Annotated in this window: 8 protein-coding genes; 4 read left to right on the forward strand and 4 right to left on the reverse strand. The window is 67.2% G+C overall.

The features are described from left to right. Together KF833_24070 and KF833_24075 are read right to left on the reverse strand one after the other, a co-directional pair. A partial coding sequence (locus tag KF833_24070; GenBank protein ID MBX3748394.1) for a transposase occupies positions 1–216 on the reverse strand: 216 nt, incomplete at its 3' end. A gap of 271 nt (positions 217–487) precedes the next feature. Next, entirely contained in the window at positions 488–3,868 is a 3,381-nt protein-coding gene (locus KF833_24075; GenBank protein MBX3748395.1) for a DEAD/DEAH box helicase, read from the reverse strand. Positions 3,869–3,995: 127 nt separating this feature from the next. Between KF833_24075 and KF833_24080 the strand changes: the two genes are divergently transcribed. The 4 genes from KF833_24080 to KF833_24095 all read left to right on the forward strand — a co-directional run bounded on the left by KF833_24080 (position 3,996) and on the right by KF833_24095 (position 11,751). Continuing rightward, the gene (locus KF833_24080) at positions 3,996–9,110 is read left to right on the forward strand and encodes a lamin tail domain-containing protein (protein MBX3748396.1); all 5,115 of its coding nucleotides are present in this window, start codon (positions 3,996–3,998) and stop codon (positions 9,108–9,110) included. Positions 9,111–9,118: 8 nt separating this feature from the next. After that, entirely contained in the window at positions 9,119–9,610 is a 492-nt protein-coding gene (locus KF833_24085; GenBank protein MBX3748397.1) for a Crp/Fnr family transcriptional regulator, read from the forward strand. An 86-nt stretch (positions 9,611–9,696) separates the two neighbouring features. Next, positions 9,697–11,112 (forward strand): Gfo/Idh/MocA family oxidoreductase, encoded by a 1,416-nt coding sequence (locus KF833_24090; GenBank protein ID MBX3748398.1) that lies wholly within the window; start codon positions 9,697–9,699, stop codon positions 11,110–11,112. A 192-nt stretch (positions 11,113–11,304) separates the two neighbouring features. Further along, positions 11,305–11,751 (forward strand): hypothetical protein, encoded by a 447-nt coding sequence (locus KF833_24095; GenBank protein MBX3748399.1) that lies wholly within the window; start codon positions 11,305–11,307, stop codon positions 11,749–11,751. Positions 11,752–11,809: 58 nt separating this feature from the next. Here the strand turns inward: KF833_24095 and KF833_24100 are convergent, their stop codons facing one another. After that, entirely contained in the window at positions 11,810–12,541 is a 732-nt protein-coding gene (locus KF833_24100; protein ID MBX3748400.1) for a DUF1080 domain-containing protein, read from the reverse strand. 65 nt (positions 12,542–12,606) lie between these two features. Further along, on the reverse strand, positions 12,607–13,005 hold the full coding sequence (locus tag KF833_24105; protein MBX3748401.1) for a PIN domain-containing protein: 399 nt from the start codon (positions 13,003–13,005) through the stop codon (positions 12,607–12,609). Positions 13,006–13,323 lie beyond the last annotated feature (318 nt).

Consider the following 13,323-nt stretch of genomic DNA (forward strand, 5'->3'; position numbering starts at 1 on the left):
AGGTTTGGGCGGGACGCGGATGAGGAGATGGAAGTGGTTGGACATCATGCAGAAGGTGATGATGTCGATGTCGCAGAAGCGGGCGAGGTGATGGAGGATGTTGAGCAGCTTGTGCTTGGCGGAGTCGTCGAGGAGTGGGAGGCGGCCGGCAACTCGCGACATGCAATGGTACGTCGCCGGGAGGGAGGGATCCGCCTTGATGCGGGGAAGTCTCATAGGTTGGAGGTGCAGGGTGGGGTGACTGTGACTGCGAAATCGTATGTGGGAGCAGGATTGCTGGGAATGAACAGGTAGTCCAACAAAAAAGGACTGTCTCATTGCATTCAAAAGCAAAAGTAAATTTAAAGTGCCTGTCTATTCATTTTTCGATACGATTCGAACCTCAAGGTCTGCATGTGCATGGGGTTGAACGAAGAACGAAGTGGGGCGGGATGAAACTGGCGTGGATGGATCGATGGACGATGGATGCGGGGGCGGGGCAGAGAAATCAGGAGAGCGGTGCAAAGAGGAAGTCGATATCCTCGCGGGCGAGTTGAAGAGCGCCGGATGCGCCTTCTTCGAGGAGGCCGCGGACCAGTTCGCGTTTGCGGGATTGGAGGGCCTCGATTTTTTCCTCAACGGTGCCGACGGTGAGGAGGCGGTACACAAAGACGGGTTTGTCCTGGCCGATGCGGTGCGCACGGTCGGTGGCCTGGGTTTCGACAGCGGGGTTCCACCAGGGATCGTAGTGGATGACGGTGTCGGCGGTGGTGAGGTTGAGTCCGGTGCCGCCAGCCTTGAGGCTGAGGAGGAAGACCGGGACCTCGCCGGACTGGAATTGGCGGATGGGGGTGGCGCGGTCGAGGGTGTCGCCAGTAAGGAGGGCGTAGGGGATTGTGCGGTCGGCGAGGGCCTCCTGAATGAGGGCGAGCATGGAGGTGAATTGCGAGAACAGGAGGATGCGCCGGCCCTCCTCGATCATGGTGGGGAGGAGATCGAGGAGGAGGTCGAGTTTGGCGGAGTCGCGAACCTGACGGGCGCTTTCCAGACGGACGAGGCGGGGATCGCAGCAGACCTGGCGGAGCTTGAGGAGGGCGTCGAGGATGATGATGTGGGAGCGATTGATGCCGCACCGTTCCACTTCGAGGCGGACGCGACGTTCCATGGCGAGGCGGATGGTCTCGTAGAGGTCGCGCTGGGCGCCGCCGAGTTCGACTTTGCGGACGACCTCGGTCTTGGGGGGCAGTTCGAGGGCGACCTGATCCTTGCGGCGGCGGACGAGGAAGGGTTTGAGGCGGCGGGCGAGGAGGCGGCGGCGGGAGGCGTCGCCCAGTTTCTCGATGGGATTGCGGAAGAGGGAGCGGAAGCGGATTTCGTCGTAGAGGAAACCCGGGATGAGGAAGTGGAACAGGGACCAGAGTTCACCGAGGTGGTTTTCGATGGGGGTGCCGGTGAGGCAGAGGCGATGCCGGGCCTTGATGCGGCAGACGACCTGGGCGGCGAGGGTCTTGGGGTTCTTGATGTTCTGGGCTTCGTCGAGGATGACGGCGTGGAATTCGGACCGGGTGAGCTTTTCGGCGTCGCGGGGGAGGAGCGAATAGGTGGTGAGGATGAGGTCGGCTTCGGCGACGTCGGCGAAGCGTTCGTGGCGGTCGGCGCCGTGGAGGGTGAGGACGCGAAGGGCGGGGGCGAAGCGGGCGGCTTCGTCGCGCCAGTTGACCAGGAGGGTAGTGGGGCAGACGACGAGGGCGGGGAGGTCGAGGCGGCCCTGTTCCTTTTCGAGGAGGAGGTGGGAGAGGGTTTGAACGGTTTTGCCAAGGCCCATATCGTCGGCCAGGACGCCGCCGAGGGCGGTATCGCGGATGAACTGGAGCCAGCGGAGGCCGTCGAGCTGGTAGGTGCGAAGGGTGGCGTGGAGGCCTGCCGGGGGGGAGACATCGGGGAGACCGTCAAGGTTGCGGAACCGGTCGGCGAGGGTGCGGAGTTCGTCGGGGCCGTGCCAGTGCCAATCGTCTTCGGTGGCCAGGGCGGACAACTCGGCGGCGCGAAGGGGGTGAACGGACAGGCGCTGGGAATCGGGGAGGGACTGAGGGTCGTAGAGTTCGATGAGGGTGGAAAGGATGGCGCGGAGGCGTCCGGCGGGGAAGCCGAGGGTCCGTCCGCCGGGGAGGGACACGGCGACGGGCTGATCCGGGGGAAGGGATTCGAGGTGCCGGGTATCCATTTGGGCGGTTTGTTGACGGAGGCCCTCGAGGAGGATGGGGAGGAGGTTGATGCGTTCCTGGCCGACGAGGATGCCGAGTTCGAGGTCGAACCAGGCATTGTCGGGACTGGGTTGCGGATCGAGGTACCACTCGTCGGGCTGGCAGATATCGAGGCCGGCGGCGGCGGTGTCCTCGATGATCCATCCCTCGGCGCGGAGGGCGGGGACGGCCTGGAGGGCGAAGTCGAGGCGCGCCTGGTCCGAAGGGGAGTCGAGGGTCCAATGAGCGGCGATGGTCTGGGATATCGGCTGGTTCAGGATTTCGGGGACGGGGCGGAGTCCGGTCTGGCGCAGGCGTTGGAAGGCGGCGTTTTCGGCGGCCTGGTCGCGGGACACGATATAGGTGCGGTCATCGTGGTACACGCGGGTGACGGGTTCGGAGGGGTTGGCGGGGAGATTGAATTGACCGTAGCGGAAGGAGGGATGGGCGAGGAGGATGCGGATGCCGTGGGGCCCGCCGGATTCGCGGAAGCCCCAGGGGGATTCCCACCATTGGATGGGGTGGGAGGAGAAGTGCAGGCAGGGGACTGGGCTCTGGCCCTCGATCTTTTCGAAGCGGACGAGTTCGGGTCCCGGCAGGGAAAGGTTCGGGGCTGAGGTGGCGAGGCGTTCGATGAGGGCAGGGCCGAACTGCACGTCGATGGGGGGCGCCTGGGTCCAGAGGGCGGCGACGCGGTCTGGGAGCGCCGTTTTCAGGGACCCGCACTTGGAGGCTTCGACATCGACGAACCATGGGGGTGCGAGCGGGAGGATGTCGGAGGCTGGGGGGGTGATGGAGAAGGAGGTACGGAGGCAGCCGTTGGGATCGCGGGACCAGGTGGGTTGGGCGGGACGGGGTTTGGCGGATTGGAGGGGTGGCTGGGTGAGTTCGATCCAGTGGCAGCGTCCGGTGGCGAGGAGGTGGGGAAGGAGATCGGCGCCGTGGGTTTCGTCGAGGTGGATGGAGGGTTGCAGGGGTCCGTGGCGGCCGAGGAGGAGCAGGACCATTTGGGCGAGGCGGACGTCGGCGGGGGTGACGAACTGGGGGGGCCGGGGCTGGAGGCATTGGCCGAGGGTGAAGGGGGAGTGTCGACCGGGGCTGCCGTCGTTGCGGAGGCGGACCTTGTAGGCGCAGAAACTGGGAAAGGGCTTCTGATTGATGGATGAAGGGATGAGGGTGTAGCGGATCTGATGAACGATGGCGGGGCGGGTGGTCTGGCTTTGGAAGGCGATGGCGATCTGGTCGATCCACCGCGAAACGGGGCGGTCGAGCGGCGGGGGGGCAATGATGGGAGCGGAGGAGGGCGCGAGGGCGTTGGAGGGGGATGGCGATGCGGGGGAGGCGGCGGGCCGGGTGGCGAGGGTATGGAGCACGGCGTAGGCGTGGGCACAGAAGTCGTTTTGCCGGCAGTCGCAATGGATCTCGATGGGGTCCCAGGCATTGCCGTCGGGCACGAAGCCCAGGAGGACATTGTGGAGGTGGTTGCGGGACCCGATGACGATGGCGGTCAATTCGCCTTCTGCGGGCATCCATTCGTCGAAGCGGACGCGTAGGGCATCGGCGAGGAGGGTTCCGGCGCGGGCATCCGAGCGGGAGAACGAGGATTTCCAACGGTCGGAAGCGAGTAGGGGGAGGTGGGCGGACATCGGTCGCGGGAGGGGATAGTGACGATCGGCGGCGGCGAGCAAAGCCTAAGATGGGAGGCACCGGGGTTGGAGGGAGGTGCCGATGGACTTATGGAGGCTTGGGGGGTACGGTCGGCGGCATTCCATCATGGTGTTCCGGCAAATCTTTCGGGGCTGCTTGTGGGCGGTGGCGGTGATCCTGGCGGGGCGGGCGGCGGCGCGACCGGTGATTCACGAGATTCATTACGATCCGCCGGAGAAGACCGAGCGGCTGGAATTCGTGGAGCTGTTCAATCCGGGGACGGAGGCGGTGTCGCTGGGGGGGTGGCGGTTCAGCCGGGGCGTGAGATTCGAGTTCCCGGAAGGGGCGGTCTTGGGGGCGGGCGGGTACGGGGTGGTGGCGGAGGATCCTGAGGCCCTGAAGGTGCGGTTTGGGGTGGATGCCTGGGGACCCTGGACGGGGCGTCTGAGCAACGAGGGGGAGCGACTTGAATTGCAGGATGCCGCGGGGGAGGTGGTGGATGCGGTGGAGTACGGGCGGGGGTTTCCGTGGCCGACGGTGGGGGATGCGGCGGGGTTGTCGATCGAGCTGATCCGTCCGGATCTGGACAACACGGTGCCGGGCCACTGGCGGGCTTCGGTGGCCGGGGGGGGGACGACGGAACGGACGACGTGGGTGGAGCCTGGCGGCGTGTGGCGGTACTGGCCGGGGCGTTCGGCACCGTCGGTGCCGGCCCCGGCCTGGCGGGCGCCGGAATACGACGACGGGTCGTGGGAGACGGGTCCGCTGCCGATCGGGTACGACCCGGCGATAACCATGGGGACGCGGCTGGACGACATGCGGGGCCAGTACACGTCGGTTTATCTGCGGCGGTCGTTCACGGTTGCTGAGCCGGGGGGTGTAGGGAGGATTGAGGTGGAGGCGCTGTACGACGACGGCTTCCGGATGTGGATTAACGGGGTGCGGGTGCTGAATGTGAATCTCGCCGAGGGGGAACTGGGGCATCAGGCCACGGCGGGTCCGGCGCGGGAATCGGCCGAATACGAGCGGTTCGAGGTGACGTTGCCGCCGGGAGTGCTGCGGGACGGGGAGAATGGGGTGGCGGTGCAGTTGCACAACTCGTCGCTGGGGGGCAGCAGCGACTGCTATTTCGACGCGCGGATCACGGGTGTGCGCGGGCCGGCGGGGCGGGGGCCGACCCCGGGCGGACCCAACGCCGCGTGGTCGGAGGCGGTGCCTCCGGCCGTGGACGAGGTGGTTCACCGGCCGGAGCGGCCACGGACCGGGGAGGCGGTGACGGTGTCGGCGCGTGTGGGGGATCCGGATGGCGTGGCGGGGGTGACCTTGTGGTACCAGGTGGTGGAACCGGGCCGGTATATTGCGCTGGACGATCCGGAGTACGAGACGGGGTGGGAGCCGGTGGCGATGACGGATGACGGGCTGGGCGGGGATGAGGTCGGGGGCGATGGTGTGTACGCGGCGGTGGTGCCGGCGTCGGTGCAGGGGCATCGGCGGCTGGTGCGTTACCGGATCGAGGCGACGGATGCGGGGGGCGCGACGGTGCGGGTGCCGTACCCGGACGATCCGCAGCCGAACTTCGCGTATTTCGTGTACGACGGGGTGCCGGCGTGGCGCGGAGCGATCCGGCCGGGCGTGGCGGGGGAGCTGGGGCGGGAGTTCACGGTCGAGGCGGAGGAGATGAACCGGCTGCCGGTGCTGCATCTTCTGGCCCGGCGCAGCGCGGTGGAGGACGCGACGTGGTTCAGCCGGTATGGGGGCGATGCGTATCGATGGCGGGGGACGCTGGTGTTCGGGGGGCGGGTGTACGATCACATCCGGTACCGGGCGCGTGGCGGGGTATGGCGATACGCGATGGCGAAGAACATGTGGAAGTTCGCCTTCCACCGCGGGCACGATTTCCAGGCGGTGGACAACTGGGGTCGGCTGGTGGCGACGCCATGGCGGCGACTGAACCTCGGGGCATCGATCCAGCAGGGGGATTATCTGCATCGGGGGGAACAGGGGATGTTCGAGTCGGTGGGTTTCCGGATCTTTCAGATGGCGGGGGTGCCGGCGATGCACACCACGTTTGCGCAATTCCGGGTGATTGACGCGGAGGAGGAGGCGCCGGAGAACGACCCGTACGAAGGGGATTTCTGGGGGGTGTATCTGATGGTGGAGCAGCCGGACGGCCGGTTCCTCGACGAGCACGGATTGCCGGACGGGAACCTGTACAAGATGGAGGGCGGGGGGGGCGACCTGAACAACCTGGGTCGGGCGGGGCCGGCGGACGGGAGCGACCTGGCGGGGTTTCTGAGGGACTACAACAACGGTGACGAGGCGTGGTGGCGGACGCGGTTCGAGGTGGCGGAGTATCTGAGTTACCAGACGGTGGTGCAGGCGATCCACCACTACGACATCTGCTACGACAAGAACTTCTTCTACTACCGGAACCCGGAGACGGAGCGTTGGCGGGTGATTCCGTGGGATCTGGACCTGACGTGGGCGGACAACATGTACGACGCGGGTTGCGGCGGGGTGGACCGGATCAAGCAGCGGCTGCTGCCGGGGTCGCAGCGGTTTCCGGGCGTCTGGCGGGAGTGGCAGAACCGGATCCGTGAATTCCGGGACCTGTTCTGGAACGAGGACGAGGCCTGGCGCCTGATCGAGGAGTACGCCGGGCGGCTGCGGGGACCGGCGGAGGGTCCGACCGTGCTGGATGCGGACCGGGCGCAATGGGATTACAACCCGAAGATGGTGGACGGCCGGTATTCGACCTCGCCGCAGAGCAAGGCCGGCTGGGGTCGCTATTACCGATGGCCCGCGTATTCGGAGGACGAAGTGCCGCGGGATTTCACGGGGTGTGTGAGGCTGATGCAGCGGTATGTCACCTTCCGGTCGGGGAATCCGTCGGCGCGGGCGCGGGCGCTGGATCTGCTGGCGGCGGATGATGCGATCCCGTCGCGACCGGCGATCGAGTATGACGGGGAGGCGGGGTATCCGGTGGACCGGTTGCGGTTCCGGGTGCGGGGGGAGGAGGGCAGCGGTTTGGGCGGTGCGGGGATGAGGGCGGTGCGCTGGCGGGTGGGCGAGGTGACCTCGGGGACGGGGCCGAGCTGGTCGGCGGCGGAGCCGTGGCGGTACGAATTGGAGGCGGTGTGGGAGAGCGGGGCGCGGGCGCCGGGGGAGACGACGATGGAAGTCACCCGCGACGCCTTGCGCGAGGGGCGGGAATACCGGGCGCGGGCGCAATGGGAGGATGTGGAAGGGCGGACGAGTCACTGGTCCGAACCGGTGCAGTTCGTGGCCGGGGCGGCGGTGGGCACGGTGACGGGGTCGGAGGGGCTCCGGTTGACGGAGTTGATGTACAACGCGCCGGCGGGGCCGGAGTTTGACTTCATTGAACTGCACAATGCCGGGACGACGCCGGTGGCGCTGGGGGGGGCGGCATTCACCACGGGGGTGCGGTACACCTTTCCGGCGGGGACGACGCTGTCGCCGGGGGGATATCTGCTGGTGACCGGCTCGAATCCGGCGGGTGGATTTGCGGCATTTCGGGCGGAGTACGGATTGGGGGCGGGGGTGGCGGTGTACGGTCCGTACGACGGCAACCTGGCGAACAGCGGGGAGCAGGTGGTGTTGAGCGGGGCGGGCGGGGCGGGGGTGCTGTTTGACTTTACGTACTCGGACGGGCGCAGGTGGCCGTTGCAGGCGGACGGGGCGGGTCATTCGCTGGTGCCGCTGGGGGATGCGGGGCGACCGAGCGGGACGCACCTGAACTACGCGTTCAACTGGAGGGCCAGCACGCACCGGTGGGGTTCGCCCGGGCGGGCGGATCCGGAGCCGGCGTTTCCGGTGGTTCTGAACGAAGTGGTGGCGCACACGGATTTCGTCGGGGAGATCGACTCGAACGACTGGGTGGAGATCCACAACCGGAGCGATGCGCCGTTCACCTTTGGGAGCGGCTGGTATCTGAGCGACACGGCGGGCGATCTGAGGCGCTGGCGGATTCCGGAGGGGCATCAGATCCCGCCGCGGGGCTTCATCGTCTTCGACCAGGTGACCGGGTTCAACAACCCGCCGGGGTCGGGGTTTGGATTGAACAAGGGGGGAGAGCAGGTGTTTTTGAGTCATCTGCCGGATGGGGAGCCCGGCGGGGTGGTGGACGCGGTGCGGTTCGAGGGGCAGGAGAACGACTGGTCGTGGGCGCGGGTGCCGGACGGCGGGGCGCATTGGGACGGGGTGTTTCCACGAACTCCGGGAGGTTCCAATGCCCGGGCACCGGTGCGGGTGCACATCAGCGAGTTTTTGTATCATGAGGGCGGGCTGCCGGCGGGGCCGGTTCCCTCGGAACTGGTGGAGTATGTGGAGGTGTACAATCCGGGCGGGGAGGCGGTGGCGTTGTCGAATACCAACGGGATGTGGCGTCTGAGCGGAGGGATCCGGTTCGAGTTTCCGGCGTTCACGGTGCTGGGGCCGGGCGAGCGGCTGGTGGTGGTGGGCTTCGATCCCGTGGCCCAGCCGGCGGTGGCGGCGGGATTCCGGCAGATGTTTGCGGTCCCGGCGGCGGTGCGGCTGATGGGACCGTTTGAGGGCCGGTTGAGCAACAGCAACGATCGCTTCGCCCTGGAACGTCCGCAGGCGCCGGATGTGCCGGAAGACCCGATCAGTTGGGTCATTGTGGATGAAGTCCTGTATTTCGACCGGGCTCCGTGGCCGCGGGAGGCGGATGGGGAGGGAATGAGTCTGCATCGGCGGGACGGTCGGGGGCCGGGGACGGATCCCGCGCAGTGGATGGCGGCGGCACCTGAACCGGGGCGGGGAAGCCCGGTGGGTGAGATCGACACGGACGGGGACGGGATGCCGGATGCGTGGGAGTTGGCGCACGGGCTGAATCCGCTGGATCCCGGGGACGGGGGATTGGATGCGGACGGGGACGGCATGAGCAATCTGGCCGAGTACCTGGCCGGCACGGATCCGAGCGATCCGGAGTCGTCCTTGCGGATCGAGGAAGTGGAACGTCCGGGGCCCGGGGTGTGGGTCCTGCGATTTGCGGGGGTGCAGGGTCGGGCTTACGCGGTGGAGATGCGGTCGCCCGGGGCGGATGGGTCCTGGGGGGTGGTGCAGGTTGTGCCGAGGCTTGGGCAGGCGGGTTGGGTGACGGTGACGCTGGAGATCCCGGGCGGAACGTCGGCGGCCTTCGTCCGGGTGCGACTGGAGTTGGCGGATTCAGGGTTTTCAGCAGGCGCCGGCTCTGATTGATTTCGCGCGTGTCTCCGATCGCATCGCTTCTGGCACTCACGGATGGGTATCCGTTGCGGGTGTATCCGGCCGGGCATGTGTTGCTGGAGGAGGGGCGGCGGGGGGGGGTGCTGTATGTGCTGGAGTCGGGCACGGTGGAGATTTTGAAGGCGGGTGTGGCGATCAGCACGGTGTCGCATCCGGGGGCGGTGTTTGGGGAGGTGTCGTCGTTGTTGAACCAGGCGCCGATGGCGACGGTGCGGGTGACGGCGGAATGCCGGTTCCGGGTGATTGACGAGCCGATGGCCTTTCTGCGGGCGCATCCGGATGCGGCGATGCATGTGGCGATGCTGCTGGCGCGGCGATTGGGGACGGTGATGGAGTACCTGGCCGAATTGAAGCGGAAGCACGAGAGCCGGCAGGACCACCTGGCGATGGTGGACGAGGTGCTGGCCAGCTTGTTGAACCTGCACGCCCGGCCGCGGCGCGTGGAGGGCATGGCGCCGACTCCCGGGGATTGAGCCCGGGGGCCGGACGAACGGGAGCGGGGGGCGGAGGAGACCATGCCTGGCGAGGGAGCGGCCTGAGAAGGAAGAGAGAGCGAGCCATGAAGAGAACGACTGGCGGAGTCCATCGGCGGCATTTCCTGCGAACCGGTATCCTGGCGGCGGCGACCGTCCAGATTGTGCCCTCACGCGTGCTGGGATTGGGGGGTCAGACGCCGCCGAGCGGGCGCCTGAACGTGGCGGGGATCGGGGTGGCCGGGCAGGGCGGGCACGACCTCGCGCAGTTTTCCGGGGAGAACATCGTGGCCCTGTGCGATGTGGACTGGCGGCATGCGCGGGGGACGTTCCGTCGGTATCCGGAGGCGCGGCGATTCAAGGATTACCGGGTGATGCTCGACGAGATGAAGGAGATCGACGCGGTGGTGGTGGCGACGCCGGATCACCTTCATGCGCCGGCGTCGCTGGCGGCGATGGAGCGGGGCAAGCATGTGTATTGCGAGAAGCCGCTGACGCATTCGGTGTGGGAGGCGCGGCGGGTGGCGGAGGCGGGGCGGGCGAAGGGGGTATCGACGCAGATGGGGAATCAGGGGCAGGCCAGCGAGGAGACGCGGCGGTTGTGCGAGCTGATCTGGGGCGGGGCGATCGGGCAGGTGACCGAGGCGCATCTCTGGACCGACCGTCCGTCGCGGGGATTGTTCGAGGAGTACTGGCCGCAGGGGATCGACCGGCCGAAGGAGGAGCCGGCGGTGCCGGAGGAACTGGATTGGGACCTGTGGATCGGGCCGGCGCCGATGCGGCCGTACCATCCGGTTTATGCGCCGTTTCGGTGGCGCGGCTGGTGGGATTTCGGGACGGGCGCGCTGGGGGACATTGGATGTCATTCGTTCGACCCGGTGTTTCGGGCGCTCAAGCTGGGGGCGCCGGTGTCGGTGCAGGCGAGTTCGGCGCGGGTGAACAGGGAGACGTACCCGCTGGCGTCGATGGTGACCTACCGGTTTCCGGCGCGGGGGGTGGCACCGCAGGCGAACAATTATCAGGTGGCAGGGCTTTCCGGTGTGGAGGCGGGCGGGGTGGCGATGCCGCCCATGACGTTGACCTGGTACGATGGGGGCCTGCGTCCGTCGCGTCCGCCGGGACTGGAGGATGACGAGGCGCTGGGGCCGACCGGGCGGCTGATCATCGGGACGGAGGGATTCATTCTTGGCAGGCGGGTTTATCCAGAGCGGCGGCGGATGGAGGTGGGGACGATTCGGGAGTGGATTCCGCGGGTGCCCCAGGGCGCCTACCTGGAGTGGGCGGAGAGCTGCAAGGGCGGAGGCAGGGCGGGTTCGCACTTCGACTGGGCGGGGCCTTTGGCCGAGACCGTGCTGCTGGGGAACATCGCGTTGCGGGTGGAACTTCGGGACCGGCTGACGCGGGCGGCGATCGAGTGGGATCCGGCGGCGTTTCGGATCACCAACCTCCCTGAGGCAAACGCCTTTCTGAAGCGCGAGTACCGCGACGGCTGGGGGGTCTGAACGGGAGCCGACAAGACGGCTCAAGTCTTTCCCGGTCGTGCCGATGGACCGGGGGAGATGAAGTCATTGGCATTTTCCAGGTGTTGCCGGGCAGGCTGGGTCGGGGTGGTCCTGATGGCTTTGGCAACATCTGCATGGGCGGTTCCATTCAAGGTCAACACGCAGGGGGAACTGGTTGGCAAGGGATCCCCCATGCCGCCGAAGGTGTACGAGGAGGCGCCGCTCCTGTTCATGGTGACCCGGGGGGACGATGGCAAGACCGTTGGGGACGGGGTGACGTCGCTGTTTGGGGTTACGTTCGACAAGGACGGGCTGGGGGCCACGCTGACCCTTGATCCAGAAGCTGCGAGGCCGTCGATCCTGTTTCTGGCGATCAAGGCCGCGAACACCTACGTCGTGTGGGAATTGAGCGGCTGGGATCCGGACAAGTACGACTCGCTGCAGGTCTGGAACGATCTGATTTTCAACCATCCGGCGTCAGCCAACGGTCGCAAGGCGCACAAGATCACGCACATCGCGGTGTATGGGCGGGAGGGGTCGGTGCGGGTGGCGGATGGCGGCCGGATGCTGCTGCTTTTGGGCGGTGCGGTGGGGTTGATCGTGATGGCCGACCGGCGGGCCAGGCGTTCGCGGCCTTGAGAGTCGTCCGCCCGGAGGACCGGGGGAGGGCGGGTGCCGGCTTGCGACGGTCCGGGGGTCAGGGTTCGAGGGGGCGCAGCTTCAGGTTGCGGAAGCGGATGTCGCCTCCGTGATCCTGGAGGAGCAGGTGGTGGGGAAAGTGGGTGCCGAAGCCGGGGACGTCCTTGAACTTGCTGGCCGCGATGGACTCCTGGATGACGGGGTCGTCGAGACTGTAGGCGAGGACCTGTTCCCCGTTGAGCCAGTGTTCGATGTGATGGCCGCGGACGATGAGGCGGGAGTGGTTCCATTCGCCGGGCGGGCGGGGCAGGGCGTTGGTGGAGACCGGGGCGATGTCGTAGAAGGCGCCTGTTGCCTGGTGACGCGGGGTGCGCAGGGCCTCCCGCTGGGTGCGGGGACCGAGCAACTGGTATTCGTGTCCGATGGCGCCGCTGCGTTCCTCGGTGATGAAGTATTTCACGCCGCTGTTGCCACCGGGATGGATCAACCAGTCGAAGGCGAATTCGTAGTGGGAGAAGGTCTCGACCGTGATGAGATCGCCGCCGCGGCCGTCGCCGAGGTGACGGAGGCAGCCGTCCTCAATGATCCAGCCCCGCTCGGGGAAGCCCTCCTTCTTGAAGCCGCGCCAGCCGGCGGGGGTGCGGCCATCGAACAGGAGCCGCCATCCCGCGGCTTTTTCCACGGGAGAAAGGGTGTTGTGGGCGGGTTCCGGGGCGGCGGAATCGGACGCGCGCGGAGAGGCGGTGGCCAGCAAGGCCACGGCGAGAGACAGGGCGAGGCGTCGGGTCATGGCGGGGTATCGTGCGTGGGTTCGGGTCCCCGGCCAATTTCATTCTGGGGGTCGTGATCCTGGCTCTAGGGAATCAGGCGTGTTGCATCGGGATGCAGCATGGCAAAGGCCTTGTCGAAGGTGGCCACCCGCGCGCCCCGACGTCTGGCCAGTTCGGCCAACCAGGCATCGGTGACCTGCCTGGCGCCCTGGAGGTGTGCATGGGCCACTTCAGGATAACCGAAACTGTCGGGCCAGAATGTGTGGGCTGGGTGGGCACAGAGCTGGCGAAGGGTCTCCCAGGCGGCGGCGGCCGAGCCATCCTCCGCAGCCTGCATGTGCACGCGAAGCAACGTCCCTTGGGTGATCACACACGTTGCGAATCCGCGCACCTCGTCGCGAAACCACGCCCGGGCGCGATCATGGTGGGAATGGGATTGCAGGACGAGGGAGATCAGCGCGTTTCCGTCGGGCAACCAGATCATGGGTGGGGCGCGACGACGGGTGGGGCTTCATCCACGCGATCCATGCGATCGACGTCCTCCGGAGTCACGAACCGGCGTCCCCGGACCACGGGAAGCCTTGTGCTGTCATGAGGAGGGAGACCGCCTTGCGGGACCGTCTGCAAGGCTTTGCGAATCAGGGAATTGACGGCCGCACTCACGGACGTGTCATCGGCCTTCGCCAACGACTTTGCCACGGCATAGAGATCGTCATCCAGGTTGACCGATAACCGCATGCCCTGATGCTGAATCCTTGGTGCAGTGGTGTCAAGGTGACCTGGAACTGGGAGTGGACGGGCC

It is taken from the genome of Verrucomicrobiia bacterium (genome assembly GCA_019634625.1).
Classification (GTDB): Bacteria; Verrucomicrobiota; Verrucomicrobiia; order Limisphaerales; family CAIMTB01; genus CAIMTB01.